Here is a 25,550-nt window from a genome sequence, read left to right as displayed (position 1 = left end):
CGGACCCGTACTGCAACATCCATCACGCCGTCTGGAGAGACGCCACGCATGTGGCGCACCGAAGGAGCAAACCCGCCGCGAACGCTGCGGGTGAAACTCTCAGGTACCAAGGACAGGGGGAGCGGCAACCTGAACGCGTCATGCGGCGGTTGCTCCCTTGTATCCCAAGGACGGACCCCGCTGCCGCGTTCATGCGCTGCAACCTGAAAGGGGTTCTTCCATGCGCGTGATCGTCCTTGGCGCCGGCCTGCTCGGCACCACCTCCGCCTACTTCCTCTCCCAGCTCGGCCACGACGTCACCGTCGTCGACCGCCAGGCCACGCCCGGCGCCGAGACCAGCTTCGCCAATGGCGGGCAGATCTCCGTCAGCCATGCCGAGCCCTGGGCCAACCCCGGCGCGCCGCTCAAGCTGCTGAAATGGCTGGGCCGCGAAGATGCGCCCCTGCTCTTCCGCCTGCGGCCCGACCTGCGGCAGTGGCTCTGGGGCCTGTCTTTCCTGCGCGAATGCACCCCCGCGCGCACTCGCCACAACATCGAACAGATCGTGCGCCTGGGCACCTACAGCCGCGACGTGCTGCAGCAGCTGCGCCGCGACACCGGCATCGCCTACGACCAGCGCACGCAGGGCATCCTGCACTTCTACACCTCGCAGAAGGAATTCGACGCCGCGCTGGCGCCCGCCGAGCAGATGCGCCAGCTGGGCTGCGAGCGGCAGGTGATCGACGCCGACCAGGCTGTGCGCCTGGAACCCGCCCTCGCCCACATCCGCCCGCAGCTGGCCGGCGCCACCTACACCGCCGAGGACGAGTCGGGCGACGCCAACCGCTTCACCCGCGAGCTGGCCAAGCGCGCCGAGGCCGCCGGCGTACGCTTCCTGATGGGCCACACCATCACCGCGCTGCGCGAGGTGGCCGGCGAGATCGACCATGTGGAGGCCACCGATGCCGAAGGCCGCTACCAGCACCTGCGCGCCGACGCGTACGTGCTGGCGATGGGCTCGTTCAGCCCGCTGCTGGCGGCGCCGCTGGGCATCCGGCTGCCGATCTACCCGGCCAAGGGCTATTCCGTGACCATGCCGGTCAAGGACGCCAGCCGGGCGCACCAAGTCTCGCTGACGGACGACGAATTCAAGCTGGTGTTCTCGCGCCTGACCGGCCCGCAGGGCGACCGTCTGCGCATCGCCGGCACGGCCGAACTCAACGGCTACGACCGCGACCTGAGCACCGTGCGCTGCGAAGCCATCGTGCGGCGCGTGGAGCAGCTCTTCCCTGGTGCGGGAGACACGGCGCGCGCCCAGTTCTGGAGCGGCCTGCGCCCCGCCACGCCGAGCAACGTGCCGATCATCGGCGCCAGCCGCGTGGGCCGGCTGTTCCTCAACACCGGCCATGGCACGCTGGGGTGGACGCACGCGTGTGGCTCGGGCCAGTCCATCGCGCGCATCGTGAGCGGGCTGGCGCCGGAGGTGGATTTCGCGTTCACCGCCGACACCCGGCGTGCGGGTGCGCTTCGGCCGCTCGCCGGCACCGCCTGATCCGGCAGACGGGCCTACAGGCGCACCGGCGCGCTATCGTCGGCGGCATGAGCACCGCCCACCACCGCCGCCCCGTCGACCTGGCCAAGGCCTACCGCCTGCTCAACCACGGCCCCACCGTGCTGGTGAGCGCGGCGGCGGGCGGCCGCCGCAACATCATGGCGGCCGCCTGGGCGATGCCGCTGGACTTCGATCCGCCCAAGGTGGCGGTGGTGCTGGACAAGAGCACCTACACCCGCGAGCTGCTGAAGGCCAGCGGCGAGTTCGTGCTGCAGGTGCCGGTGCGGGCGCAGCTGGACCTGTGCAACGCGCTGGGCAGCGTCTCGGGCCGCGCTACCGACGCACTGGGCGGCGTCGACAAGTTCGAGGCCTATGGCCTCACCACCTTCGCGGGCAGCGCCACGGGCGCGCCCCTGCTGGAAGGCTGCGCCGCCTGGCTGGAATGCAGGCTGCTGCCCGAGCCGCCGATCCAGCAGCGGTACGACCTGTTTCTGGGCGAGGTGGTGGCGGCCCAGGCCGATGCCCGCGTCTTTTCGGAAGGTCGCTGGCACTTCGAAGGGCAGGACACGCTGCGCACCCTGCACCATGTGGCGGGCGGGCACTTCCTGATCGACGGCGACGCGGCCGACGCGCAGCCGCTGGCACCGCTTCGGCGCTGAACCGGCCCGCCGCGCACTGCAGCGGTGCTTTTTGTACGCAATTTCCGGCGGCGATTGCGTGCAAACAATGAGCGCACGCTGGCACACGCCTTGCGTAGGTCTGCGGCATGGACGCCATCGCCACGCCATCGCCCGCCGCCATTGAGCTCGTCGCGCTGACCAAGCGCTATGCGCAGGGCGCGCCGGCCGTGGACGCCATCGACCTGCGCATCGCCAGCGGCAGCTACTGCTGCCTGCTCGGGCCTTCGGGCTGCGGCAAGAGCACCACGCTGCGCATGATCGCCGGCCACGAATCGGTGACCGGCGGCGACATCCTGCTGGAGAACCGCAACATCACCGACCTGCCCGCCGCCGCGCGCGGCACGGCCATGATGTTCCAGAGCTTCGCGCTCTTCCCGCACCTGTCGGCGCTGGACAACGTGGCCTTCAGCCTCAAGATGAAAGGCGTGGTCAGGGCCGAGCGCCAGGCCCGCGCGCAGGACCTGCTGGAGCGCGTCTCGCTCGGCCACCTGGCGCAGCGCAAGCCGGGTGAACTCTCGGGCGGCCAGCAGCAGCGCGTGGCGCTGGCCCGCGCGCTCATCACCCAGCCACGTGTGCTGCTGCTGGACGAGCCGCTCTCCGCCCTCGACCCTTTCCTGCGCGTGCAGATGCGCGCCGAGCTGCGCCGCTGGCAGAAGGAGCTGGGCCTGACCTTCATCCACGTCACGCATTCCCAGGAAGAGGCGATGGCGCTGGCCGACACCATGGTGGTGATGAACCAGGGCCGCATCGAGCAGGTCGGCTCGCCACATGCGGTCTACAACGCGCCGGCCACGGAGTTCGTGGCGCGCTTCATGGGCGGCCACAACGTGATCCAGACCGGCGCCGGCAAGGTGGCGGTGCGCAACGACCACCTGCAGATCCAGCCTGCCGCGGCCGAGGCGCCCGCCACCGCCGCGCCCGGCCTGGGCGCCACCGTCACCGACGTCGAGTACCAGGGCACCTACGTGCTGCTCGGCCTGCAGGCGCAGGACGCGGCTGGTGCAAACGGCGTGTCGGTGATGCTGCCCGAAGCCCGCTTCGCCGAACGGCCCTATGCCTTGGGCGAAGACGTGCACCTGTTCTGGGCGCCTCACCAGGCGCATGCACTGCCGGCCTGAAACCTCACGCCCCAGCCCTTTCCTTTTTTTCCAACCGCGCTCGCGCTTCCTCATCCCCCAAGAAGGAGTCCTCGATGTCCGACACGCTCGATCCCCGCACCCCCGGCCTTTCGCGCCGCAGCCTGCTGCAAGGCGGCGCCGGCATGGCCGGCATCCTGGCCACGGGCGCGGCGCCCTTCGTCCATGCGCAGGAGAAGATGGTGCTGCGCTACCTGGGCACCGCGGTGAACCAGGACAAGGCCATCGCCGAGAAGTTCAAGGCCGACACTGGCATCGAGATCCAGTACGTGGCCGTGACCACCGACGACGTGACCAAGCGCGCCGTCACCGCCCCCAACAGCTTCGACCTGATCGACACCGAGTTCTTCTCGCTCAAGAAGATCGTGCCCACCGGCAACCTGAAGGGCATCGACGTCAAGCGGGTGAAGAACGCCGACAAGATCACCTCGCTCTTCACCAAGGGCGAGGTGGCCGGCAAGGCCGTGGGCGACCAGGGCACGGCGCCCAAGAAGGTGATCTTCCTCGAAGGCGAGAAGAGCAAGGTTTTCGCCAAGGCGCCCACACAGTGGATGACGCTGATCCCCACCACCTACAACGCCGACACGCTGGGCATCCGCCCCGACCTGATCAAGCGGCCCATCGGGAGCTGGGCCGAGCTGCTCAACCCCGAGTTCAAGGGCAAGGCCGCGATCCTGAACATCCCCTCCATCGGCATCATGGATGCGGCGATGGTGGTGGAGGCCAAGGGCATCCACAAGTACAAGGACAAGGGCAACATGAGCAAGGCCGAGATCGACCTGACGATCAAGACGCTCATCGAGGCCAAGAAGGCCGGCCAGTTCCGCGCGCTGTGGAAGGACTTCAACGAGTCGGTCAACCTGATGGCCTCGGGCGAGGTGGTGATCCAGTCGATGTGGAGCCCCGCCGTGACGGCCGTGCGCAGCAAGGGCATCGACTGCGTGTTCCAGCCGCTCAAGGAAGGCTACCGCGCCTGGGCCTCGGGCTTCGGCCTGCCGGCCACGCTGTCGGGCAAGAAGCTCGACGCCGCCTACGAGTTCATCAACTGGTTCCTCGACGGCTGGGCCGGTGCGTACCTCAACCGCCAGGGCTACTACAGCGCCGTGCTGGAGACGGCCAAGGCCAAGATGGAGCCCTACGAGTGGGCCTACTGGATGGAAGGCAAGCCGGCCACGCAGGACATCAAGAGCCCGCAGGGCGTGGTGATCGCCAAGGCCGGCAGCGTGCGCGATGGCGGCAGCTACGAGCAGCGCATGGGCGGGATCGCGTGCTGGAACGCGGTGATGGACGAGAACGAGTACATGGTCCGTAAATGGAACGAATTCGTGGCCGCATAAAGGGACCACCCCCGTTGCTTGCTCACTTCGTGTAGCCGCTTCCCCCCTCAAGGGGGCGCACCCAGCGGCCCGGCAAAGCCGGTTCCGCGGGTGCTCCCGCGGCGGCTCGCTGCGCTTGCCGGGGTGGTCGCTCTTGGGGGTTGGAGCGGGCGCGTCGGGGTGGATGCTCTTTCGCCTCGCTTCGCATTGGCTGCTTTGACGCCACCCTGCTTCATCTTTCGCGCTTCGGTGCTTTCTCCACATCCCTGACTGCCATGAGTGCTCCCGCATCCAGCGTCCATGCCCCTGCGCCGATGGAGGGCGGGGTCAAGCCGTGGTGGCAGGCGGCGCCGTTCGCGCTGGTGTTCCTGCTGTTCGTCGTGGTGCCGCTGGTGCTGATCGGCATGGTCAGCCTGTGGGACTTCAACGAGTACGAGCTGATTCCCGCGGTCTCGCTGCGCAACTATCTCGCCATCTTCGAGGGCTGCTCGCACCTCACGGACAACGGCGACCTGTGCGTGACGCTGTCGACCTACCTGTCGACCTTCAAGTTCTGCCTGCTGGTGTGGGCGATCACGCTGCTGCTGGGTTTTTCGGTGGCGTACTTCCTGGCCTTCCATGTCCGCACGCCGGGCATGCAGACGCTGCTGTTCGTTCTGTGCACGGTGCCCTTCTGGACCAGCAACGTGATCCGCATGATCTCGTGGGTGCCGCTGCTGGGCCGCAACGGGCTGGTCAACCAGACGCTGATGGGCCTGGGGCTGGTGCACGAGCCGGTGGAATGGCTGCTGTTCTCCGACTTCTCGGTGGTGCTGGCCTTCGTGCACCTCTACACCATGTTCATGATCGTGCCGATCTTCAACAGCATGATGCGCATCGACCGCAGCCTGCTCGAGGCGGCCGACGACTGCGGCGCCTCGGGCTGGCAGACGCTGTGGAACGTGATCGTGCCGCTGTCGCGCACCGGCATCCTGATCGGATCGATCTTCGTCATCACCATCGTGATGGGCGACTTCGTCACCATCGGCGTGATGGGCGGCCAGCAGATCGCCTCGGTGGGCAAGATCATCCAGGTGCAGACCAGCTACCTGCAGTTCCCGCTGGCGGCGGCCAATGCGGTGATCCTGCTGGCGGTGGTGCTGATGATCATCTGGGCCTTGACGCGGGTGGTGGACATCCGGAAAGAGTTGTGACCCACCCCCGTGGCGCCTTCGGCGCCTCCCCCTCGAGGGGGCGGCACCAGCGGCCCGGCGGAGCCGGTTCCGCGGTGCCACTCGCGAAGACACGCGACGCATCAACGACGGCGACGACATCAATGACAGGAGCGACTTCTTATGCAGGCTCGGGTTTCTGAGGCGCGTGCGCCGGGGTTCTGGCCGCTGGCGGCGGTGTTCGTGCTGTTCGTGCTCTTCCTGTACGGGCCGATGTTCACCATCTTCGTGCTGTCCTTCCAGGGGCCGGAGGGCGGGCTCACCTTTCCGATGCGGGGGGTGTCGCTGCACTGGTTCCGGCAGCTGGCCGAGGGGCTGGGCACGGTGGACATCGGGGCGGCCTTCCGGCGGTCGCTCGCACTGGGCACGGCGGTGATGGCGCTGACGGTGGGGCTGTCGGTGCTGGCGGGGCTGGCCTTCCGCAAGCGGCTGGCGGGCGGGGGCGCGCTGTTCTACGTGAGCATCGCCAGCCTGATCATGCCGTCCATCATCGTGTCGCTGGGCATCGGGCTGCAGTTCCGGCTGATCGACACCGGCCTCAAGTCGGCGCTCGGCGCGCTGGGCGCGGACGGCATGCTCGAAAATTACGGCACTGCGCTCGGCCTGTTCACCTCGGCCCTGGGCGCCCACCTCACCTGGACGCTGCCTTTCGGCCTGCTCATCATGTTCGCCGTGTTCAACCGCTTCAATCCCGCCTACGAGGAAGCCGCCCGCGACCTGGGCGCCACGCCGTGGCAGAGCTTCCGCCATGTGGTGCTGCCGCTGATCGGCCCCTCCATCGTCGGCATCGGCATGTTCGGCTTCACGCTGAGCTGGGACGAGATCGCCCGCACCTCGCAGGCCATCGGCGACGTCAACACCCTGCCGCTGGAGCTGCAGGGCCTGACCTCCACCGTCACCACGCCGGCCATCTATGCGCTGGGCACGGTCACCACCGTGGTGTCGCTGGGCGTGATGGGCCTCACCGTGGGCCTGGCGCTGCTGCTGCGCCGCCGCCAGACGCCGGGCCGCCGATGACGACGGAGGACAGCGGCCCCGCGCCGGGCACGGCGCTGACCGAGGCACAGATGTACGAGCGCATCGTCTCGGCCATCCTCGACCACAAGCTGCCGCCCGGCACCAAGCTGGTGGAAGACAAACTGGCCAGCGCCTTCGGCGTCTCGCGCACGCGCATCCGGCCGGTGCTGGTGCGCCTGGCCAACGAGCAGGTGGTCACGCTCACGCCCAACCGCGGCGCCACCATCGCCGAGCCCACCCAGGAAGAGGCGCGCGAGGTCTTCGGCGCCCGCCGGCTGATCGAGCCGACGCTGGTCGAGCTGTTCGTGGCCCGCGCCAGCGATGCCGACGTGCAGCGCCTGCGCGCCTCGGCCGAGGCGGAGGAGACGGCCCGCACCAGCGGCGACATGCGCCGCGCGATCCGGCTGGCGGGCGACTTCCACCTGGCCATCGCCGAGCGCTCGGGCAACCAGACGCTGGGCCGCATCCTGCGCGAGCTGATCTCGCGCACCTCGCTGATCCTGATGACCTACAGCTCGGCCCATGCCGACGAGCGCGAGGAGGCCACGGCCTGCGGCTGCCGCGAGCACCGCGCGCTGATCGACGCCATCCGCCTGCGCGATGCGCCGGAGGCGGCCCGGCGCATGCACGAGCACCTGACGCGGCTGGAGTCGCAGCTGGCCTTCGATTCGCGGCCGGAGACGGCCGGCGACCTGGCGCGGCTGCTGGGCGTGGTGGGCTGAGACGTCCCGACGGCCTGCGCCGGGCCTGTCCTGCAGGCTCAGCCCGAACGGTGTGAAATCAATTGACCCGCATCGGTAGACCGGGCGCGGCCGCACGTCGCCGCAGCCACAACGCGCGCACCATGATGCCGACCACCGCCAGGTTGGCCGTCAGCGTGACCATGTCCAGCCAGTGCATGTGACGCACCAGCGCCAGCACCTCGAAGGGCAGGTAGATCGCGCCGCTGAGGGCGCCCAGCCACTCGGCCCAGGCCCGCTCGCGGAACAGGCCGTAGGCCTCGGTGAAGCGCACCAGCGCATAGGCCGCCGCCCCGGCCGACAGCAGCGCCAGCCGGCCGTTCTGCAGATGGGCCGCGAAGTCGATGAAGACCTGCGGCTCGTGCGAGGCGGGGTTGAGGTGCAGGTGGTGCACCAGGTGCTCGGCCACCGTGCGCAGGTCCCTGTGCAGCAGCAGGAGCAACCCCGAGGCCGCCGCAACGGCGAGCACGCCCTTGAAGGCTTCGATGAGGGCGACCAGCCGGATGGCGCGGGCGGAGCGGGAGTGCATCGCGGGATGATCGCACGGGCCACCGTCGCTGCCGGGTCAGCGCGTGCCGGCTCTCTCAGGCGTGGGGCCAGCGGTTGAAGGCCGGCAGGGCCTCCGCCTCCGCCGAGAAGGCCGTCTGCATCGGAAAGTCCGAGGGCGCCAGCACGCCCGGCAGCAACTGCTGCGTGAAATGCCAGCTGACGGCAATGGCGATGCCGGCATGGCCAGGGGTGCCGGCGCGCGCGCCGCCCGGCACGGGCGCGCGGCGCATCTCGGCCTCCAGCAGCTGCCAGGCCGTGCGCATCTGGCCCGTCACGCGCTCCGACCAGGGCGCATGTTGCCGCTCGGCCGGACGCAGTTCGCGCTCGTAGACGGCCTGCACCGCCTTCTCGCAGGCGGCCAGGGCCAGGCCGGTCAGGCGCAGGGCCCGCACGCGGTCGGCGGCATCGGCCGGCCACAGGCTTCGGCCGGGTGTGGCGATGTGTTCCGCGTGTATCAGGATCAGGGTCGAATCCATCAGCGCCTGGCCGTCGTCCAGCACCAGCGTGGGTGCCTTCACCACCGGGTTGTGGCGGCGGAATTCGTCCATCTGCCGGAAGACCGAGATGGGCTTCGATTCGAAGGGCAGGCCCAGCAGCTCCAGGGCGATGGCGGTGCGCCGGACATAGGGCGAGTCCAGCATGCCGATCAGTTGCATCATTTCAGTTTCCCTTTCAAGACGCCGGCGGGCATGATCACCGGCACCCCGCAATCTACCGGCGGGCGCCCCGGAGCACCATCGACTTGTTCTCCGTGAATCCGTTAGTTTTCCTTTGATGATGAGCCTTGCGATGAGCGATCTGCCACCCCTGCAGGCCCTGCGCTGCTTCGAGGCCGTGGCCCGGCTCGGCAGCGTCACGCGCGCGGCCGAGGCGCTGCACGTGACCCATTCGGCCGTGAGCCAGCAGCTGCGCCAGCTGGAGGCGCTGCTGGGCCTGGCCCTGTTCGAGCGCGTGGGCCGAGGCCTGCGGCTGTCGGAGAACGGCCGCCTGTACGCCCTGCAGGTGCGCGCCGCGCTGGGCGACATCGCGCAGGCCACGCGCGTGCTGCGGGTGCGCCCGCGCGAGGGCGAGCTGGTGGTGTCGGTGATTCCGTCGTTCGGCCTGCACTGGCTGCTGCCGCGGCTGCCGCGCTTCTCGCTGCGCCATCCGGACGAGCGCGTCCGGCTGCAGGCGGGCCTTGATGTCCAGGACCTGCTGCGCCAGGGCGGCGCCGACGTCGCCATCCGCATGGGCCATGGCCCGTGGGAGGGCCTGAGCCAGCAGCGCCTGTTCGACGACCAACTGCTGATGGTGGCCGCACCGCATTTCCGCGGTGGCCGGCTTCCAGCCACGCCCGCGGAGGTACTGGGCTGCCCACCGGTGCGTTCTGCCGAATCGTGGTCCCCCTGGTGCGAGGCCGTGGGCCTGCCCGAGCCGCCGCCGCTGGCCGGCCTGTGGATCAACGACTCCAACCTCACGATCGAGGCCGTGCGCCTGGGCCAGGGCGTGGCGCTGGAAAGGCTGAGCATCGTGCACGGGCTGCTGCAGCGCGGCGAGCTGGTGGCGCTCACGGAGGTCCGTGTGCCCTATCCCTATCCCTACTGGCTGGTGTGGCCGACGACTGGCGCGCGCCGGGCGCCGCCCGCGGCCTTCGCAGCCTGGCTGGCAGAGGAGGTGACCGCCTACCAGGCCGAGCTGGCCGATCTGCCCGGCGGCGGCGTCATTCCGCCGGTGCGTCCGAGGTGAAGACGGTGAGCACGCCGGTGTAGCCGTACAGGTGATGCCCGGCGATCTCGCCGCCCGCGAAGAAGCCGGTCAGCGGCACATCGCCCAGCGCATGCCGCAGGATCTGCAACTCGGCGTTGGGCGCGCCGAAGTGCGGCCCGCCGCGGCCCACGCAGCTGATGTAGACCGCGCCCGCGATGCGGCGCGCCGGGTGTGGCGAGGCATCCGTCTCCGACAGGGCCAGTGCCTGCGCGGTGGCCAGGCTCTGCTCCTGGGGCTCCAGGCTTTCGCGGATCTCGGCGCAGATGCGCATCAGGTCCGCCCGCGCAGCCTGGGCGTTGCGGCGGCAGAAGCTCATGCGCATGCCGGCCTCGGCCCGGTCGGCGATGGCGACGGCGCGGCGCTTGGGGTCCAGCCCGATGATGTGGCGCACCCGCGCCTGCGGCCCCAGGTCGCCGGTGACGCGCACGCCGTCCGTGCCCGCGGCCGACAGGCCCACCAGCGTGGCACGCACCGTGTCGATGGCCTGCTGAGGATCGCGCTCAAGCGAGATATCCAGGTCTTCCAGCAGCACGTCCAGTGCCGGTCGGCCGTCCAGGGTGAGCAGCAGGTTGTCGTCGGCGCCGGTGATCTCGCGCTGGCGCGAGACCGGCTGGCAGCCCTGCGTGACCTGCGTGGCCAGTTCCACGCCCGGCCCGAAGGCCACGCCCGACAGCCCGCCCTCGAACACCCCGCGCGTGGCGCCCTGCCCGGCCACGGTGCCATTGCCGCCCAGCGCGAACTGCAGCGCGCCAGCGCGGCCCGAGGCCAGGCCGCCGAAGAGCAGGCCGTCGTCGGTGCGTCCGGCGATCTCGGCGATCAGCTCGGGCAGCTCCAGCGTCTGCGGATCGGCATGCACCAGTGCGCAGCGGGCGCTGAACCCCGCATTGGGCCCGTCGCCGGGCGCATGGCCCGAGGCCGCCAGCGGTGCCACGCCCGAGAACACGCGGTACTGGTCGGCCGGCACGCCCAGCAGCATCACACCGATGGCCGGCTCGTCGATGTACTCGGCCGCATTGGCGACGATGCCGGCCGCCACGGCACCGGCCCAGTCGCTCACGTCGGGCAACTCGGCCGCGAGCAGGTCCAGGATGTCGGCCGCCTCGGCGGTGTAGTGGTCGGTGACGTACAGCAGCCCGAGCGAGGGCGCCGATTCGTAGGCAGGCAGCGCCATCTGGGCTCGCAATTGCGCCAGCACCAGGCCGGCGGCCATGCGCCAGTCGGGATGGGTGGCGTGGCCGGTGGGAAAGAGCTTCATCCGGTGCTCCGGTTGCCGCCGCTGCGGCGGGCGCCGGTGGCGCTGGAGGCGGCTGCGGCCGGCTTCTTGCCTGCAGTGGACCGGGGGGCCACCGGTTTCTTGCGAGCGGCCGTCTTGCGGGCAGAGGCCTTCTTGGCCGGCGCCTTGCGGCCGGCCGGCTTGGCGGCGGCGGCAGCCTCGGGCATCGTGCCCGGCGCCATCGGCATCTGCATGGCCGAAGCCTCCTTGATCGCATGGCTGGCGATCTGCTGGAACTGCTGGGTGAGCGAGCCCCACCACTGCAGCGGGTCGATCACACCGGGCGCAGCAGCAGGCGCCTCGGCCTGCGCATCCGGGGTCTGGGCAGCAGGTTCGGGGGCCGGCTCGGACGCGCCCGCTTCCTCGCGCGGGGCCGGTGCTGCGGCCGTAGCCGCCTGCGCGGCATCGCGCACGGCCTCGGCCGCGCGGGTGGTCGAATCGGCGAAGGCCTGGGCGAGGTCTTCCATGCGGACGTTCATGCCGCGCAGGGTCGAGAGCGTCATGCGCTGCACCTCCAGCGCCTGGATGGTGGCCTTGAGCGCATGGCCGTTCTGCTCCAGCCAGTACTGCACGGCCTTGAGCTCCTGGATGCGCTTGTCGATCTCCTCCACGCTGAGCGTGGGCGCGACCCAGCTGGACATGCCGCCCATCCCGGGCATGGTGCCCGCCGTGGCGGCCCCGCCAGCGGCAAGGTTACGCAGGAAGTCGAAGCCCGGCACGAACTGGGCGAAGCTGAAGGGGGGCGGGCTGGCATCGGACATGGGTGTCTCCTGGCGGGGCATTCGATGGCGGATCGGGCGCGCACTGTGGCGGCATCGCGGGTCACCGCTGGAGCGGGCGACCGGCGTGCCAGCTTACCCGAGCAGGCAACGTGCGCGACGTCGGCCGATCAACCCAACTGCGCCGGATTGAGCCGCCAGACGGTGGTCATCAAGGCACCGGCGAAGCCCAGCCAGGCCACATAGGGCAACAGCAGCGCGCCTGCCAGCGCCGAGCGGCGCCAGAACGCGACTAGCGTGGCCAGCACCAGCACCAGCAGCACCACCTGCACCGCCAACGATGCGGCACCCAGGTGCCAGACGAAGAAGAACCAACTCCACGAGGCATTCACCGCCAGCTGGACCACGAACAGGCTGAGTGCGCCAGGCGCCGCCGCCCAGCCGCCGCGTCGCCAGACGAGCCAGGCCGAGATGGCCATGAGGGTGTAGAGCGCACTCCACACCGGGCCGAACAACCAGGCCGGCGGCGCCCAGTCGGGTCGCGTGAGTTCGCCGTAGAAGCCCGCCGCGTTGGCGGAGGCCAGCCCGCCGACACCGGCCGCTGCGAAGCACAGCAGCAGCCAGCCGATCAAACCGAGCACCTGCCGCCCCTTGGAGGAAGGCTGCGCGGTCATGGAAAGAGAAGTGGCATTCATGGCTTGGACCTCCGAACGGATGTTGACGCCGCGCCTGCCCGCGGCAGGTGGGACGCCACCGTTTCCTTACGCCAGTGCCCCGGCCCCGGATCAGTCGCCGCCTTCGCCTTCGGTACGTGCGGGCTCGGCAAGCGGCCGGCCGCCGGGTGGCACCACTTCCTGCTCGATGGCGCCGAAGACCGAGCGGCCGTCCAGGCCCTTCATCTCGATGCGCACCGTGTCGCCGAACTGCATGAAGCCGGTGCGCGGGGTGCCGTCCTGCAGCGTCTCCATGCAGCGCTTCTCGGCGATGCAGGCATAGCCGCGCGGCCAATCCATCCGGCCGGCCGCGTCTTCCACGCCGGGGTTGCTGACCGTTCCGCTGCCGACGATGCTGCCGGCGCGCACGCGACGGGTGACGGCCAGGTGCGAGATCAGCTGGCCGAAGTGGAAATGCATGTCCGGCCCGGCCTCGCACAGGCCCACGGTGCGGCCGTTCCAGGCCACCTGCAGCGTGAGGTGAACCCGCCCGCCACGCCAGGCCTCGCCCAGCTCGTCGGGCGTCACCGCCACGGGACTGAAGGCGGTGGCGGGCTTGCCCTGCACGAAGCCGAAACCCTGGGCCAGCTCGGCCGGGATTACGTTGCGCAGCGAGACGTCGTTGACCAGCATGAGCAGGCGCACACCGTCCAGCGCCTGCTCGGGCGAGGTGCCCATGCGCACGTCGCCGGTGATGACGGCCACTTCGGCCTCGAAGTCGATGCCCATAGCCTCGCTGGGCACCACGATGTCGTCGCAGGGGCCCAGCAGGTCGTCGCTGCCGCCCTGGTACATGAGCGGGTCGCTGCGCAGGCTGGCCGGCATCTCGGCGCCGCGGGCCCGGCGCACCAGCTCCACATGGTTGAGGTAGGCCGAGCCATCGGCCCACTGGTAGGCGCGCGGCAGCGGCGCCATGCACTGGGCCGGATCGAAAGGAAAGGCATGCCGCGCGCGGCCGCTGTTGAGCAGGTCGTAAAGGTCCTGCAGCTGCGGGCTCATGAAGCCCCAGTCGTCCAGCACCTGCTGCAGGCGGTGGGCGATGCCGGTGGCGTAATGGGCCTGCGTCAGGTCGCGCGAGACGACGACCAGCTGGCCGTCGCGCGAGCCGTCCTTGAGGGTGGCGAGTTTCATGAGGCGTGAAGGGGCTGCGGCATGTGACCGGTGGGCGGCCGCACGCGCTGACTAAACTCATCGGGATGCCGTTTCCCATCGCCGCGCCGTGTGCCTGCTGCTCACGGGCCGTGCGATCGGCGAGGGCCATTCCCCAGGACGGGGCAGTGTAGCCAGCCCCTGTCCGTCTCCACCGCCCATGACCTCGAGCGCCGCCCCCCTTGACGCCGCCCCGGTGCGCCGCCCGCACTGGCGCGCGCTGGTGCTGCTGGCCTTGGGGGTCGCCATGGCGCATGTGCTGCTGCTGGGCCTGCTGCCGGTGGGCAGCGAGCCGCCACCGCTGCCCTTGGCGCACAGCTTCAGCACGCGCGAGGTGGTGATCGCGCCGCCCGCCCCGGCGGCGGCCCCTGCACCAGCGCGTGCAGCGCCACATGCCGCGCCACGGCCGCCGGTACACCGCACGGCGCCGGCGGTGGCGCCCCAGCCGGAGGCCGAGCCCGACCCACCCGCGCCTGCCATCGCGCCGGTGGAGGTCGCCGCCGCGCCCCAGCCGCCCGCCTCGGCGCCCGCGCCGCAGGCCGCGGCGTCCGAGCCCGCCGGCGTGGCCGCCGCCGTCGACGCCAGCGGACCGCCGAGTGGCGGCCAGGCCGCATCTGCGGCTGGCGACGGCACGGGCGGCGGCACGACCCCGGGCGAAGCCACGCCCATGGCCGGCGCCACGGTGCCGCTGCAGTTGCCGGGCTCGGTGAAGCTCGACTTCGACGCCACGGGCCAGCAGGGCATGCAGCCCATGTCGGGCGTGTTCGGCGAACTCACCTGGCTGCAGGACGGCGACCGCTACAACGCGCGGCTCTCGCTCAAGGTGCTGTTCCGCACCATCCGGGCGCAGACCAGCGAGGGCCGCATCGGCCCGCAGGGCATCGCGCCCGAGCGCTTCTCGGACCGCCGCCGCAGCGAGGTGGCCACGCATTTCGTGCGGGACACCGGCGAGATCGTCTTCAGCAGCGCCAACACCCGCGTGCCGCTGCAGCCGGGCGCGCAGGACCGGCTGAGCATCCTGATGCAGCTGACGGCGCTGGTGGGCGGCGACCCGACGCGCTACACGGCGGGCCGCACGATCAGCCTGCAGGTGGCGGGGCCGCGCGATGCCGACGTGTGGACCTTCCGCGCCGAAGGCGACGAGCGCGTCGCCACGCCCTCCGGCGAGCATGTGGCGCGCCGCCTGGTGCGCATGCCCCGGCGCGATTACGACCAGAAGATCGAGGTCTGGCTCGCCGCCGATCTCGGCTGGCTGCCGGTGCGCATCCGCCAGACCGAGGCCAACGGCGACTTCGCCGATCTGCAGCTGCGCAGCGCCGACAAGGCGCGCTGAGATGCGCCGCCGCAACAGCGGCGCACTGCAGGAGACCCTTTGCGGACGGGCCCGCGATGCGCCGCGTACATTAGGGCGGCGCATTGGCCCACACGAGGTCGGCAGCTCTTGAATCTGGCGCATTGATTGCTAAATACATGACCATGTCCCTCATCGACTCTCTGAAGCACCCCGCCATGCACATGCTTTACGACTCCGACAGCTTCGTCGTCGTCCACGTGCAGCCGGAGGAGGGCAGCCGCCCCGCCGGCAGCCATCCGATGCTGTCGCGCGACGGCTTCGAGATCGTGGACAAGCGTTCCGGCAAGGAGGTCTACCTCGACGGCTCCTGGGCCGAGCTGTTCCAGCAGCAGATTGCCGCCTGGCAGGAGAACACCCCCACGCAGGAAGAGGTGGAGGACACCCTCGAAGGCTATGCCGAGCTGGCGCAGAACCCGGTGCTGATGCACTGAGGCTTGCCCTCTTCGAACGCCGCCGGCTCACGCCGGAAGCGTCAGCATGACAAAGGCCCGCATCGCGGGCCTTTTGCTTTTCCGGCTTCGGCCTCAGCGCCGCCTGTAGAGCCGCTCGAACAGCGGTCCGGTCAGGAGTAGCACGGCCACCAGCCGGCAGACCTGGAAGGCCGTCACCACCGGCACGCCCAGCTGCAGCACCTTGGCCGTGATCGACATCTCCGCGATGCCGCCCGGCGAAGTGCCCAGCAGCAGCGTGGTCCAGCGCAGGCCGGTGGCCCAGGCCAGCACCTCCGCAAACAGGGCGCAGGCGCCGATCATGGCCACGGTGCCCACCGCCACCGAGGCCAACCAGCGCGGCGCCGTGTGCACGAACTCGCGCGAGAAGCGCACGCCCAGGCTCACGGCGATCACCAGCTGCGCCGCATTCGACAGCCACTGCGGCACAGCGGAGGGCGTGATCCCGTTCATCGAGATGCCCGCCGTGACCAGCAGCGGTCCCAGGAACCAGGGGTTGGCTCTGCCCAGCCGCCGCATCAGCCAGGCCCCCGCGGCGGTGGCCACCGCCATCAGCGCGAAGCCGCCCCAGCGCACCTCGCGCAACGCGGCGGGCACGCTGTCCAGCCCATGCAGGCCCGCCCATTGCAGGCCGAAGGGAATGCTGACCGTCACGATCACCAGCCGCAGGCTGTGGGCGGCGGCCACCAGATCGGTGCGCGCGCCGGCCCGCTCGGACAGCAATGTCATCTCTGAAGCGCCACCGATGGCGCCTGCAAAGTAAGTGGTGGCTCTCAGCGTCCGCGGCGGCAGCTGGGGCATGTGGCGCGCATGGAGCCGGTCCAGGCAGAGGCCGAACCCCGTCCCGAGCGCCAGGGCCCAGGCGATGGCCAGGGCGATGGCCCACCAGAGACTGGCCACCAGCGCCGTCACCTCGGGCGTGAAGTACAGGCCCAGCGCCGCGCCGATGGTCCACTGGCCGCCGTTGCGCAGCGGCGCCCAGCTCGCGGTCGGCAAGCCGGCCACCGAGGCCAGCGACACGGCCAGAATGGGCCCGATCATCCAGGGCAAGGGCGTGTGCAGCAGAAGGCACAGCCCCGCGGCTGCCAGGGCCAGCAGCAACGTGCCCAGCACGCGCAGGACATAGGGAGGGGGACGCCGGACGGCGGCAGCGGAAGACGGCACGGGGGGCGAAGAACGGAAGAAGACGCGGAAGAAGCGAATCGCGCGGACAGGCAGGCCGCCGGCGGCGCGCCTAGTATCCGCGGCATGATGTCTCCCCTGCCCCTGCTCTGCCGCTGTGCGGCGCTGTCGATGGCGGCCGCGCTGGTCGCGGGCTGCGCCGGCACTGCGGCGGACGCGCCCGACGCCCCGCTCTCCCGCCGCCTGGATGCCCTGCTGCCCACGCAGGTGCTGATCCTCGGCGAGCAGCACGATGTCGACGCCCACCACGCGCTGGAGCGCGAGACGGTGCAGCAGCTCGCCGCCCGCCAGCGCCTGGCCGCCGTCGCACTGGAGATGGCCGACAGCGGCCGCAGCACCGCCGCGCTGCCGCCGACCGCCACCGAGGGGCAGGCCAGCGCCGCCCTGGCCTGGAACGAACGCGCATGGCCCTGGTCTGCCTACGGCCCCGTGGTGATGGCCGCCGTGGGCGCGGGCGTGCCGGTGCTTGGCGCCAACCTCCCCCGCGCCCGCATGAGGGATGCGATGGCCGACGTCTCGCTCGACGCCCAGCTGCCGCCGCCCGCTTGGCAGGCCCAGGTGGCCGCCGTTCGAGACGGTCACTGCGGCCTGCTGCCCGACTCACAGATGCAACCCATGACCCGCATCCAGGTCGCGCGCGACCGCGAGATGGCGCGCACCGTGGCGCAGGCCGCACAAGCCGCCGGGCCGGGCCGGGTGGTGCTGCTCGTCACCGGCGCCGGCCATGCCGACCCGGCGCTGGGTGTTCCCCAGCACCTGCCCACCGACATGAAAGTCCGCAGCGTGCGCATGGCCGCTGGCGGCGCGGGTGCCGAGCGCCAGCGCTTCGACGCCCTGTGGGCCACGCCCGCCGTGCCGCCCAAGGACTACTGCGCCGAGCTGCGCAAGCCCGCTGCGCCGGCCAGACCCTGAGGACGACGCCGGGGCCGCTCAGCGCCCACCCTCGCCCACGTAGGGAATGGCGTGCTCCACCGTGTCCCAGATGAAGCGGCCCGAGGGGCTCTGCTGCTCCTCGACGATGTGCGCCACCAGCCCGGCCGCGCGGGAGATGACGGCAAAGCCGCGCATCACGCCCGTGGGCACGCCGATCTCGCCCAGCAGCGCGGCCACCGCGCCCGTGGCGTTGATGGTGATCGGCCGGCCCGCGGCGGCATCGACGGCGGAGGACAACAGCTCCAGCGCCTGGATGTGGCGGCCGGCCAATTCAGGCTCGGCGCGGCCGAGTTCCAGCAGCTTGTAGGCGCGCGGGTCCACCGGCTTGTGCAGGTGGTGGCCGAAGCCGGGCACCGCACTCTTCTGCGCCTTGTGGTGCTGCGCGATGGCGGCGGCCTCGGCCTGTGGATCGTCCGCCGCCATGATGCGGTCGAGCAGGCGCGAGCAGTTCTCCATGGTGCCCACGAAGGAGCTGCCCACCGCCAGCAGGCCGGCGCTGACGGCGCCCTGCAGGTTCTCGGGCGCGCTCATGTAGATCAGCCGCGTGGCGATGGCGCTGGGCGTGAGGCCGTGCTCCATCAGCACGATCAGCACCACGTCGGTGATGCGCATGTCCACCGGGCGCGGCGTGCGGCCGAGGATCTGCATCAGCATCACCTCGGTGAAGGTCTTCTGGCCCATCAGGTCCTGCACCAGGTCCGCGTCGCGGTAGTGCAGGCTGGTGAGGGTGTGGGTGCACAGGCGGGTGACGGGGGTGGCGTTCTTGTCGGTCATCGGTGTCTCCGTTCGAAGGTCAGGCGGTGGCGGCCAGGGCGGCGTCGCGCACCGCGTTCTTGAGCACCTTGCCCACCGGCGAGCGCGGCAGGCTGGCATGGAAGTGGATGCGCTTGGGCGTCTGCACCGGCCCCAGGCGCTCGCGCACGAAGGCGATCAGCTCGGCCTCGCCCACGTCGGCGCCGGGGCGCAGTTGCACCCCGGCCTGCACCGTCTCGCCCCACTTGTCGTCGGGCAGGCCGAACACGGCGCATTCGTGCACGGCCGGGTGCTGGCCCAGGGCGTTCTCCACGTCCACCGGGTAGACGTTGAAGCCGCCGGTGATGACCATGTCCTTGAGCCGGTCCTTGAGGAAGAGGTAGCCGCGCTCGTCGATCAGCCCGCGGTCGCCGGTGTGCAGCCAGCCGCCCACCAGCGTCTCGTCGGTCTTCTCGGGCAGGCGCCAGTAGCCGGTCATCAGCAGGTCGCCGCGGGCCACCACCTCGCCCACCTCGCCGGGCGGCAGCAGGCGACCATCGGGCGCCATGATGGCCACGTCGCTGAACCAGGTGGTGCGGCCGACGGCGGGCCAGTTGCGCGGGTCGTCGAAGTCCTCGGGCCGCATCACGGTGAGGATCTGCGGCGCCTCGGTCTGGCCGTAGGTGGTGCCCAGCACCGGGCCGAAGAAGTCGCGCACCTGGCGGATCTTCTCGGGCGGCATGGGCGCGCCGCCGTAGATCAGGCGGCGCAGCTGCGGGAAGTCCTCGCGGCTCGCATCCGGCAGCGCCATCAGCATGTAGACGAGCGTGGGCGGCATGAAGCAGACAGTGCCGCCGCGCTCGCGGAAGGCGGTGCGCACGGCCTCGGCACCGGCGCCCGCCAGCAGCACATGGCAGCCGCCCTGCGCCAGGATGGGCAGCAGGTAGGTCGAGGTGCCGTGGGTGATGGGCGCGGCCACCACGTAGCGCTCGTGCTCGTCGAAGCCCCAGGCCTGGATCTGGTTGGCGATGGTGGCCATCCAGGCGCGGTAGGGCTGCATCACGCCCTTGGGCAGGCCGGTGGTGCCGCCGGTGAACTTGATGGCCTGCGTGGCGTCGGCCGGCAGCGCCAGGCGCGGCGGCAGCGCGCCCGCATGGGCCTGTTCCAGCGCCCGCAGCGTCGTGGCGCTGGCGGGCGGCACCGCATCGCCCGTCAGCACGCGGGCACCCGGCGCGCCGTCCAGCAGCTCGGCATGGGCCTCGTCCAGCACCAGGATGGAGGGCTTGGTCGCGTCCACGATGCGCCGGATCTCCGGCCGCGTGCTCTTGGGGTTGAGCGGCACCCACACCTTGCCGCAGGCCAGCACGGCCAGCAGCGCGGCGATGTGGTCCGCGCTGTTGGCGGCGCAGAGGCCGACGCGGCTCTGGGGCGCCGGGTCCAGCGCCATCAGGCCGGCGGCCAGGGCGGCGACGCGGGCGGCCAGCGCGTCGTAGCGCACGAGGCCCTCGGGCGCGTCGATGGCGATGCGCGCGGGCCAGCGCTGGGCGGCCCGCCAGAAGAAGTCGATGGGGTACATGGTCAGGAAGGAAAGCGGCCCGCTCGGGCGTGATGCAGGGCGCGGCGGCGGGGTGCGCGCGCCGCACCTGCGCTTACTGGGCGCTGGCGCCCGAGGCCTTGACGACCTCGCGCCAGCGCTGGATCTCGGAGGCGGCGAAGGCGCGCGCCTGCTCGGGGGTGCCGCCGGCGGGCGTGGCCGCCAGGTCCTGCAGCCGCTGGCGCACGTCGGGCGCGGCCAGCACCTTGGCCAGGGCGGCATTGAGCCGGTCGATCACCGGCCGCGGCGTGCCGGCCGGCGCAGCCAGGGCGAACCAGGACTGCACGTCGAAGCCCGCGTAGCCCGACTCGGCCAGCGTGGGCACGTCGGGCAGTTGCGGCAGGCGCTGGGCGCTGGTGACCGCGATGGCGCGCAGCTTGCCGGCCTGCACATGCGGCAGCGACGAGGGCGCGTTGTCAAACATCGAGTCGACCTGGCCGCCCATCAGGTCGGTGATGGCCGGCGCGCTGCCCTTGTAGGGCACGTGCAGCATGTTGAGACCCGACTGCATCTTGAACATCTCGCCCGACAGGTGGATGGACGAGCCGGCACCGGACGAGGCGAAGGTGAGGCCCTCCTTCGACGCCTTGGCCTGACGCACGTAGTCGGCCACCGAGCGGATCGGCAGCTTGGGATTGACCACCAGGATGTTGGGGATCTTGGCCATCAGGCCCGCCAGCTCGAAGTCCTTCACGGGGTCGTAACCCAGCCTGGGATAGAGCGAGGCGTTGATGGTGTTGGCGATGGTGTAGACGTAGAGCGTGTAGCCGTCGGGCGCGGCGCGGGCCACGATCTCGGCGCCCAGGTTGCTGTTGGCGCCAGCGCGGTTGTCCACCAGCATGGGCTGGCCCAGCTGCTCGCCCATCTTCACGGCCACCAGGCGTGCCACCACGTCGGTGGCGCCGCCGGCCGCATAGCCCACGACGAGGCGGATCGGCCGGCTGGGCCAGGCCTCCGGCTGGGCGGCGGCGGGCAGCGCCGACGCGCCCATCGCCACGGCGACGGCCAGCGCGGCCATGCTGAAGAAGCGGCGACCCGCACGCTGCGGGCGCAGCGCAGGCACGGCCGAGGTGCGGAAAGGAAAGGCAGGCATGTAGGTGTCTCCGTGATGTTCGAATGCCCAGGCCTGCGGGCGCGGCGCATGGGGCGCGGCACACTGCAGGCTTCTGGATGGGCGGATTCTTGGAGATGACCTCCCGAAACACGAACGAAAACGTCCGGCAGCCGGACGATCCCGCCGAGGCCACGGAAGACCCCGGCAGCCGCACCCTGCGCCGCGGCCTGCAGATCCTGGACGCGGTGATGGCCCGGCCCGAGGGCCTGCGGGTGGTCGACCTGTGCCGCGCCACCGGCCTGGAGCGGGCGCCGGTCTACCGGCTGCTGGCCACGCTGAAGGAAGGCGGCCATGTGGCGCAGCGCGGCCGCTTCCTCTACGTGCCGGGCCCGCGCTGGGGCGCGCTGCAGCCCGCCGTCCGCCAGCCCAACATGGCGGTGCAGCTGCAGCCGGTGCTCGAACGCGTGAGCCGCGCCTGCGGCGATGCGGCCTTCGCCATCGTGCGCGAGGGCGCGGCCTCGCACTGCATCGCGCGGCAGGTGGGCACGCACCCGGTGCAGGTGCTGGTGATCCAGGTGGGCACGCGCCAGCCGCTGGGCGTGGGCGCAGCCGGGCTGGCGTTGCTGGCCGCCCTGCCCGATGCGCAGGTGGACGAGGTGATCGCCGCCAATGCCGCGCAGCTGCCGCGCTACGGCGGCATGACGCCCGAGCGGCTGCGCATCCTGGTGCGGGCCACGCGCGAGCGCGGCTGGTCGGTCATCGGCAACCATGCCACGCGCAATGTGCTGGCCGTGGGCATGGCGGTGCGCAACGCGCGCGGCGAGGCGGTGGCGGGCATCAGCGTCGCCTCCACGCTGGAGCGCATGCCGCGCCAGCGGCAGGAACTGATCGCCGGCAACTGCCGGGCTGCGCTGGCCGCCCTGCCGCCGGGCGAGCTCTGAGCCCTGGAGCGCCCGCCGACACCCCGCCGCGCGCGCTGCGACAATCCGCCCCCTCATGAGCGCGTACATCCTGACCCTTTCCTGCCCGGACCGCCGCGGCATCGTGCATGCCGTCTCGGGCTTCCTGATGGAGCGGGGCGGCAACATCGAAGAGGCCGCCCAGTACAACGACCATGGCACGGGCCTGTTCTTCATGCGCGTGCGCTTCGCCTGCGAGGGCGTGCCCGAGGCCGAGCTGCGCAGCCAGCTGGCCTCGCTGGCCGACGGCTTCGGCATGGCCTGGAAGCTGCACGCCGCCCAGCAGCCGATGAAGACCGTGCTGCTGGTCAGCAAGGAAGGTCACTGCCTCAACGACCTGCTGTTCCGCTGGAAGAGCGGCCTGCTGCCGGTGGACATCCGCGCCATCATCAGCAACCACCGCGACTTCTACCAGCTGGCCGCCAGCTACAACGTGCCCTTCCACCACATCCCGGTGACCGCCGCTACCAAGGCCCAGGCCGAGGCCAAGCAGCTGGAGATCATCGAGGCCGAGGGCGCCGACCTGGTGGTGCTGGCGCGCTACATGCAGATCCTGTCGAACGAGATGTGCGGCCGGCTGGCCGGCCGGGCCATCAACATCCACCACAGCTTCCTGCCGAGCTTCAAGGGCGCCAAGCCCTACTATCAGGCCCACGACCGCGGCGTGAAGCTGATCGGCGCCACCGCCCACTACGTGACGGCCGACCTGGACGAAGGCCCCATCATCGAGCAGGACGTGGCCCGCGCCGACCACACCGACACCGTCGAGGACCTCACGGCCCGCGGCCGCGACACCGAAAGCCTGGTGCTGGCCCGCGCCGTCAAGTGGCACAGCGAGCACCGCGTGCTGCTCAACGGCCACCGCACGGTGATCTTCCGCTAGCCCTTCTCATCGCGAGCCCCGCCATGAACGCTCCCGCCACCTCCGCCCAGCATTCGAACTTCCAGCGCGCGGAACGACAGGCCCAGGTGGTGCGAGCCCTGGGCGCCCTGCTGCCGGCGCATGCACTGCTGTGGCAGGACGAGGACACCACGCCCTACGAATGCGACGGCCTGACCGCCTACCGCCAGCGCCCGCTGGTGGTGGCGCTGCCCGAGACCGAGGCCCAGGTGCAGGCGGTACTTCGAACCTGCCATGGCCTGGGCGTGCCGGTGGTGGCGCGCGGCGCGGGCACGGGCCTCTCGGGCGGCGCGATGCCGCACGGCGAGGGCGTGACGCTGTCGCTGGCCCGCTTCAACCAGATCCTGAAAGTCGACCCCGTCGCCCGCACCGCTACCGTGCAGTGCGGCGTGCGCAACCTGGCCATCAGCGAGGCCGCCGCGCCCTACGGCCTGTATTACGCGCCCGACCCCTCCAGCCAGATCGCCTGCACCATTGGCGGCAACGTGGCCGAGAACTCCGGCGGCGTGCACTGCCTCAAGTACGGCCTGACGCTGCACAACGTGCTGCGGGTGCGCGGCTTCCTGGCCGACGGCGAGCAGGTGGAGTTCGGTGGCGAGGCGCTGGACGCGCCAGGCCTGGACCTGCTGCCGCTGGTCGTCGGCAGCGAGGGCATGCTGGCCGTGACGCTCGAAGTCACCGTCAGGCTCGTGCCCAAGCCGCAGCTGGCGCGCTGCATCATGGCCAGCTTCGACGACGTGCAGAAGGCTGGCGACGCGGTCGCGGCGGTGATCGCCGCCGGCATCATCCCGGCCGGGCTGGAGATGATGGACAAGCCCATGACGGCCGCCGTCGAGGACTTCGTGCATGCCGGCTACGACCTCACGGCCGCGGCCATCCTGCTGTGCGAATCCGACGGCACACCGGAAGAGGTGGACGAGGAGATCGGCCGCATGAGCGAGGTGCTGCGCGGCTGCGGCGCCACCGCACTCACCGTCAGCCAGACCGAGGACGAGCGGCTGCGCTTCTGGAGCGGCCGCAAGAACGCCTTCCCCGCCTCGGGCCGCATCAGCCCCGACTACATGTGCCTGGACTCGACCATCCCGCGCAAGCGCCTGGCCGACATCCTCCTCGCCATCGCCGAGATGGAGAAGAAGTACAAGCTGCGCTGCTGCAACGTCTTCCATGCCGGCGACGGCAACCTGCATCCGCTGGTGCTGTTCGACGCCAACGACCCCGACGAGCTGCACCGCTGCGAGCTCTTCGGCGCCGACATCCTGGAGACCAGCGTCGCCATGGGCGGCACCGTCTCGGGCGAGCATGGTGTGGGCGTCGAAAAGCTCAGCAGCATGTGCGTGCAGTTCACCGCCGAGGAGAACGCCCAGATGTTCGCGGTGAAGGCCGCCTTCGATCCGGCGGGTCTGCTCAACCCCGGCAAGGTGATCCCGACGCTGGCGCGCTGCGCCGAATACGGCAAGCAGGTGGTGCGCGGCGGGCGGCTGCCGCACCCCGAGCTGCCCCGGTTCTGAGGCAGGGCGACGCATGCAGGGCTTGCGCGGCCTGGCCTGGCTGCTGGTCTTCCAGTCGCTGGGCGAGCTCATTTCCCGCGGACTGCACCTGCCGCTGCCCGGCCCGGTGCTGGGCCTCCTGATGCTGCTGCCGGCCTTGCGCGTGACGGCCATCCGCGAGGCGGTGGCGGTGTGTGCGCAGTTCCTGCTGTCGCACCTGTCGCTGCTGTTCGTGCCCGTGGGCGTGGGCGTGATGACGCACCTGGGGCTGTTTGCGGACTACGGACTGCGCATCCTGCTGGTGATCGCGCTGTCGACCTGGATCGGGCTGGCGGTCACGGCGCTTGTGCTGCAGGCCGGCCGTCAGACAAAGGCAAGTGAGGAGGCCTGATGCCGCACTTCGTCGAACTCTGGGTCTACCTGTCGGCCACGCCGTTGTTCGGGCTGACGGCCACGCTGGTGGTCTACCTGTTGGCGCAGGCGTTCTACGGCCGGATGCAGGGCGCGCCCTGGGCCAATCCTGTGATGTGGTCGGTGGTGGTGCTGGCCCTGCTGCTGACCGCCACAGGGGTGCGCTATCCCACCTACTTCTCCGGCGCGCAGTTCATCCACTTCCTGCTGGGCCCGGCCGTGGTGGCACTGGCCTGGCCCTTGTGGGAGCGGCGGGCCGAGCTGCGTGCACGGGGGCCGCGCCTCCTGATGGCGGCGCTGCTTGGCGGCGCGGCGGCCGGCGCGTCGGCCGTGCTGCTCGCTTGGCTGTTCGGTCTGCCGAAGGACGTGGTGCTGTCGATGGCGCCCAAGTCGGTGACGGCGCCGGTGGCGATGGGCATCGCCGAGAAGATCGGCGGCGTGCCCGCCCTTTCGGCCGTCTTCGCGGTGCTCACCGGCATGGTGGGCGCGCTGACAGGCAAGTACCTGTTCGACCTGCTGCGCGTGCCGGCGGCCGGCACAGGCTGGACAGCGCGAGGATTCGCCCTCGGCACTGCCGCGCACGGCATCGGCGCGGCACGGGCCCTGCAGGTCAATGCCGACGCCGGTGCCTATGCGGGGCTGGCCCTGGGCCTGCAGGTGGTGCTGTCAGCCCTGCTCATGCCGCTGATCTTCAAGCTGATCGGCTAGGTCCGT

General features: G+C 71.0%; 26 protein-coding genes and 1 riboswitch. Of the genes, 16 read left to right on the top strand and 10 right to left on the bottom strand.

The window, feature by feature from the left end; translation table 11 throughout:
• Positions 1-21 precede the first annotated feature (21 nt).
• Positions 22-126: riboswitch (glycine riboswitch) on the top strand.
• 94 nt (positions 127-220) lie between these two features.
• The 7 genes from BXA03_RS11650 to BXA03_RS11620 all read left to right on the top strand — a co-directional run bounded on the left by BXA03_RS11650 (position 221) and on the right by BXA03_RS11620 (position 7,613).
• Positions 221-1,531 (top strand): D-amino acid dehydrogenase, encoded by a 1,311-nt coding sequence (locus BXA03_RS11650; RefSeq protein WP_076507557.1) that lies wholly within the window; start codon positions 221-223, stop codon positions 1,529-1,531.
• A gap of 47 nt (positions 1,532-1,578) precedes the next feature.
• Positions 1,579-2,190, top strand: a complete 612-nt coding sequence (locus BXA03_RS11645) for a flavin reductase family protein (protein ID WP_076507554.1) — start codon at positions 1,579-1,581, stop codon at positions 2,188-2,190.
• Between the two features lie 107 nt (positions 2,191-2,297).
• Positions 2,298-3,329 (top strand): ABC transporter ATP-binding protein, encoded by a 1,032-nt coding sequence (locus BXA03_RS11640; RefSeq protein WP_076507551.1) that lies wholly within the window; start codon positions 2,298-2,300, stop codon positions 3,327-3,329.
• Positions 3,330-3,403: 74 nt separating this feature from the next.
• Complete coding sequence (locus tag BXA03_RS11635) at positions 3,404-4,684, top strand: ABC transporter substrate-binding protein (protein ID WP_076507548.1); 1,281 nt, start codon at positions 3,404-3,406, stop codon at positions 4,682-4,684.
• Positions 4,685-4,938: 254 nt separating this feature from the next.
• On the top strand, positions 4,939-5,856 hold the full coding sequence (locus BXA03_RS11630) for an ABC transporter permease (RefSeq protein ID WP_076507546.1): 918 nt from the start codon (positions 4,939-4,941) through the stop codon (positions 5,854-5,856).
• 141 nt (positions 5,857-5,997) lie between these two features.
• Positions 5,998-6,891 carry an ABC transporter permease gene (locus tag BXA03_RS11625; RefSeq protein WP_017758480.1) on the top strand — a complete coding sequence of 298 codons (894 nt, stop codon included), beginning with the start codon at positions 5,998-6,000 and terminating at the stop codon, positions 6,889-6,891.
• On the top strand, positions 6,888-7,613 hold the full coding sequence (locus tag BXA03_RS11620) for a GntR family transcriptional regulator (protein WP_076507543.1): 726 nt from the start codon (positions 6,888-6,890) through the stop codon (positions 7,611-7,613). Before BXA03_RS11625 ends, BXA03_RS11620 begins: the two co-directional genes overlap by 4 nt.
• Positions 7,614-7,671: 58 nt before the next feature.
• On the opposite strand, the gene BXA03_RS11615 is transcribed toward BXA03_RS11620, so the two are convergent.
• Both BXA03_RS11615 and BXA03_RS11610 read right to left on the bottom strand, forming a co-directional pair.
• On the bottom strand, positions 7,672-8,160 hold the full coding sequence (locus tag BXA03_RS11615) for a DUF2127 domain-containing protein (protein ID WP_076507540.1): 489 nt from the start codon (positions 8,158-8,160) through the stop codon (positions 7,672-7,674).
• 55 nt (positions 8,161-8,215) lie between these two features.
• Positions 8,216-8,836 carry a glutathione S-transferase family protein gene (locus tag BXA03_RS11610; RefSeq protein ID WP_076507734.1) on the bottom strand — a complete coding sequence of 207 codons (621 nt, stop codon included), beginning with the start codon at positions 8,834-8,836 and terminating at the stop codon, positions 8,216-8,218.
• Between the two features lie 133 nt (positions 8,837-8,969).
• Between BXA03_RS11610 and BXA03_RS11605 the strand changes: the two genes are divergently transcribed.
• Complete coding sequence (locus tag BXA03_RS11605; protein ID WP_076507537.1) at positions 8,970-9,905, top strand: LysR substrate-binding domain-containing protein; 936 nt, start codon at positions 8,970-8,972, stop codon at positions 9,903-9,905.
• Here BXA03_RS11605 and BXA03_RS11600 read toward each other — a convergent pair.
• The 4 genes from BXA03_RS11600 to BXA03_RS11585 form a co-directional block, all read right to left on the bottom strand.
• Complete coding sequence (locus tag BXA03_RS11600) at positions 9,880-11,181, bottom strand: FIST signal transduction protein (protein ID WP_076507534.1); 1,302 nt, start codon at positions 11,179-11,181, stop codon at positions 9,880-9,882. The two genes, BXA03_RS11605 and BXA03_RS11600, sit on opposite strands and share 26 nt — an antisense overlap.
• The gene (locus tag BXA03_RS11595) at positions 11,178-11,960 is read right to left on the bottom strand and encodes a PhaM family polyhydroxyalkanoate granule multifunctional regulatory protein (RefSeq protein ID WP_076507531.1); all 783 of its coding nucleotides are present in this window, start codon (positions 11,958-11,960) and stop codon (positions 11,178-11,180) included. Before BXA03_RS11595 ends, BXA03_RS11600 begins: the two co-directional genes overlap by 4 nt.
• Positions 11,961-12,088: 128 nt before the next feature.
• Entirely contained in the window at positions 12,089-12,613 is a 525-nt protein-coding gene (locus BXA03_RS11590; protein ID WP_234983658.1) for a TspO/MBR family protein, read from the bottom strand.
• Positions 12,614-12,703: 90 nt separating this feature from the next.
• Positions 12,704-13,762, bottom strand: a complete 1,059-nt coding sequence (locus BXA03_RS11585) for a fumarylacetoacetate hydrolase family protein (RefSeq protein ID WP_076507526.1) — start codon at positions 13,760-13,762, stop codon at positions 12,704-12,706.
• A gap of 178 nt (positions 13,763-13,940) precedes the next feature.
• Here BXA03_RS11585 and BXA03_RS11580 point away from each other — a divergent pair, with 178 nt between their 5' ends.
• A complete protein-coding gene (locus tag BXA03_RS11580) occupies positions 13,941-15,113 on the top strand; it encodes a DUF3108 domain-containing protein (protein ID WP_076507523.1) in 1,173 nt (390 codons plus the stop codon).
• 176 nt (positions 15,114-15,289) lie between these two features.
• Complete coding sequence (locus tag BXA03_RS11575; RefSeq protein ID WP_076507731.1) at positions 15,290-15,565, top strand: BTH_I0359 family protein; 276 nt, start codon at positions 15,290-15,292, stop codon at positions 15,563-15,565.
• A gap of 93 nt (positions 15,566-15,658) precedes the next feature.
• On the opposite strand, the gene BXA03_RS11570 is transcribed toward BXA03_RS11575, so the two are convergent.
• Positions 15,659-16,747, bottom strand: coding sequence for an AbrB family transcriptional regulator (locus BXA03_RS11570; protein WP_076507521.1), 1,089 nt, complete (start codon positions 16,745-16,747; stop codon positions 15,659-15,661).
• An 87-nt stretch (positions 16,748-16,834) separates the two neighbouring features.
• On the opposite strand from BXA03_RS11570, the gene BXA03_RS11565 reads away from it, so the two are divergent.
• Positions 16,835-17,677, top strand: a complete 843-nt coding sequence (locus tag BXA03_RS11565; RefSeq protein WP_076507728.1) for a ChaN family lipoprotein — start codon at positions 16,835-16,837, stop codon at positions 17,675-17,677.
• 18 nt (positions 17,678-17,695) lie between these two features.
• On the opposite strand, the gene BXA03_RS11560 is transcribed toward BXA03_RS11565, so the two are convergent.
• The 3 genes from BXA03_RS11560 to BXA03_RS11550 all read right to left on the bottom strand — a co-directional run bounded on the left by BXA03_RS11560 (position 17,696) and on the right by BXA03_RS11550 (position 21,042).
• Positions 17,696-18,472 (bottom strand): citryl-CoA lyase, encoded by a 777-nt coding sequence (locus tag BXA03_RS11560; protein WP_076507518.1) that lies wholly within the window; start codon positions 18,470-18,472, stop codon positions 17,696-17,698.
• A 19-nt stretch (positions 18,473-18,491) separates the two neighbouring features.
• Positions 18,492-20,006 carry a class I adenylate-forming enzyme family protein gene (locus BXA03_RS11555; RefSeq protein WP_076507515.1) on the bottom strand — a complete coding sequence of 505 codons (1,515 nt, stop codon included), beginning with the start codon at positions 20,004-20,006 and terminating at the stop codon, positions 18,492-18,494.
• A 73-nt stretch (positions 20,007-20,079) separates the two neighbouring features.
• Entirely contained in the window at positions 20,080-21,042 is a 963-nt protein-coding gene (locus BXA03_RS11550) for a tripartite tricarboxylate transporter substrate binding protein (protein WP_369822419.1), read from the bottom strand.
• 170 nt (positions 21,043-21,212) lie between these two features.
• Here BXA03_RS11550 and BXA03_RS11545 point away from each other — a divergent pair, with 170 nt between their 5' ends.
• The 5 genes from BXA03_RS11545 to BXA03_RS11525 are packed head-to-tail and all read left to right on the top strand — an operon-like array spanning position 21,213 to position 25,544.
• Positions 21,213-22,019, top strand: a complete 807-nt coding sequence (locus BXA03_RS11545; RefSeq protein WP_076507723.1) for an IclR family transcriptional regulator — start codon at positions 21,213-21,215, stop codon at positions 22,017-22,019.
• A 55-nt stretch (positions 22,020-22,074) separates the two neighbouring features.
• On the top strand, positions 22,075-22,920 hold the full coding sequence (gene purU, locus BXA03_RS11540; RefSeq protein ID WP_076507512.1) for a formyltetrahydrofolate deformylase: 846 nt from the start codon (positions 22,075-22,077) through the stop codon (positions 22,918-22,920).
• Positions 22,921-22,943: 23 nt separating this feature from the next.
• Entirely contained in the window at positions 22,944-24,446 is a 1,503-nt protein-coding gene (locus BXA03_RS11535; RefSeq protein ID WP_076507510.1) for an FAD-linked oxidase C-terminal domain-containing protein, read from the top strand.
• 13 nt (positions 24,447-24,459) lie between these two features.
• The gene (locus BXA03_RS11530) at positions 24,460-24,816 is read left to right on the top strand and encodes a CidA/LrgA family protein (RefSeq protein WP_076507507.1); all 357 of its coding nucleotides are present in this window, start codon (positions 24,460-24,462) and stop codon (positions 24,814-24,816) included.
• Positions 24,816-25,544, top strand: a complete 729-nt coding sequence (locus tag BXA03_RS11525; protein WP_076507504.1) for an LrgB family protein — start codon at positions 24,816-24,818, stop codon at positions 25,542-25,544. The genes BXA03_RS11530 and BXA03_RS11525 overlap by 1 nt, the downstream gene beginning before the upstream one ends.
• Positions 25,545-25,550: the final 6 nt, after the last annotated feature.

Origin of the sequence: Pseudacidovorax sp. RU35E, from assembly GCF_900156165.1 — a bacterium.
GTDB lineage: Bacteria > Pseudomonadota > Gammaproteobacteria > Burkholderiales > Burkholderiaceae_C > Xenophilus.
This window is presented reverse-complemented; position numbering and strand designations above follow the sequence as displayed.

Bases quoted from the DNA above. Each gene is read 5' to 3' on its own strand.
- BXA03_RS11645 (WP_076507554.1), top strand. From the start codon at position 1,579: ATGAGCACCGCCCACCACCGCCGCCCCGTCGACCTGGCCAAGGCCTAC.
- BXA03_RS11635 (WP_076507548.1), top strand. From the start codon at position 3,404: ATGTCCGACACGCTCGATCCCCGCACCCCCGGCCTTTCGCGCCGCAGC.
- BXA03_RS11630 (WP_076507546.1), top strand. From the start codon at position 4,939: ATGAGTGCTCCCGCATCCAGCGTCCATGCCCCTGCGCCGATGGAGGGC.
- BXA03_RS11590 (WP_234983658.1), bottom strand. From the start codon at position 12,613: ATGAATGCCACTTCTCTTTCCATGACCGCGCAGCCTTCCTCCAAGGGG.
- BXA03_RS11640 (WP_076507551.1), top strand. From the start codon at position 2,298: ATGGACGCCATCGCCACGCCATCGCCCGCCGCCATTGAGCTCGTCGCG.
- BXA03_RS11615 (WP_076507540.1), bottom strand. From the start codon at position 8,160: ATGCACTCCCGCTCCGCCCGCGCCATCCGGCTGGTCGCCCTCATCGAA.
- BXA03_RS11525 (WP_076507504.1), top strand. From the start codon at position 24,816: ATGCCGCACTTCGTCGAACTCTGGGTCTACCTGTCGGCCACGCCGTTG.
- BXA03_RS11560 (WP_076507518.1), bottom strand. From the start codon at position 18,472: ATGACCGACAAGAACGCCACCCCCGTCACCCGCCTGTGCACCCACACC.
- purU (WP_076507512.1), top strand. From the start codon at position 22,075: ATGAGCGCGTACATCCTGACCCTTTCCTGCCCGGACCGCCGCGGCATC.
- BXA03_RS11550 (WP_369822419.1), bottom strand. From the start codon at position 21,042: ATGGCCGCGCTGGCCGTCGCCGTGGCGATGGGCGCGTCGGCGCTGCCC.
- BXA03_RS11595 (WP_076507531.1), bottom strand. From the start codon at position 11,960: ATGTCCGATGCCAGCCCGCCCCCCTTCAGCTTCGCCCAGTTCGTGCCG.
- BXA03_RS11575 (WP_076507731.1), top strand. From the start codon at position 15,290: ATGCACATGCTTTACGACTCCGACAGCTTCGTCGTCGTCCACGTGCAG.
- BXA03_RS11625 (WP_017758480.1), top strand. From the start codon at position 5,998: ATGCAGGCTCGGGTTTCTGAGGCGCGTGCGCCGGGGTTCTGGCCGCTG.
- BXA03_RS11545 (WP_076507723.1), top strand. From the start codon at position 21,213: ATGACCTCCCGAAACACGAACGAAAACGTCCGGCAGCCGGACGATCCC.
- BXA03_RS11535 (WP_076507510.1), top strand. From the start codon at position 22,944: ATGAACGCTCCCGCCACCTCCGCCCAGCATTCGAACTTCCAGCGCGCG.
- BXA03_RS11605 (WP_076507537.1), top strand. From the start codon at position 8,970: ATGAGCGATCTGCCACCCCTGCAGGCCCTGCGCTGCTTCGAGGCCGTG.
- BXA03_RS11530 (WP_076507507.1), top strand. From the start codon at position 24,460: ATGCAGGGCTTGCGCGGCCTGGCCTGGCTGCTGGTCTTCCAGTCGCTG.
- BXA03_RS11580 (WP_076507523.1), top strand. From the start codon at position 13,941: ATGACCTCGAGCGCCGCCCCCCTTGACGCCGCCCCGGTGCGCCGCCCG.
- BXA03_RS11610 (WP_076507734.1), bottom strand. From the start codon at position 8,836: ATGCAACTGATCGGCATGCTGGACTCGCCCTATGTCCGGCGCACCGCC.
- BXA03_RS11600 (WP_076507534.1), bottom strand. From the start codon at position 11,181: ATGAAGCTCTTTCCCACCGGCCACGCCACCCATCCCGACTGGCGCATG.
- BXA03_RS11620 (WP_076507543.1), top strand. From the start codon at position 6,888: ATGACGACGGAGGACAGCGGCCCCGCGCCGGGCACGGCGCTGACCGAG.
- BXA03_RS11565 (WP_076507728.1), top strand. From the start codon at position 16,835: ATGTCTCCCCTGCCCCTGCTCTGCCGCTGTGCGGCGCTGTCGATGGCG.
- BXA03_RS11555 (WP_076507515.1), bottom strand. From the start codon at position 20,006: ATGTACCCCATCGACTTCTTCTGGCGGGCCGCCCAGCGCTGGCCCGCG.
- BXA03_RS11585 (WP_076507526.1), bottom strand. From the start codon at position 13,762: ATGAAACTCGCCACCCTCAAGGACGGCTCGCGCGACGGCCAGCTGGTC.
- BXA03_RS11650 (WP_076507557.1), top strand. From the start codon at position 221: ATGCGCGTGATCGTCCTTGGCGCCGGCCTGCTCGGCACCACCTCCGCC.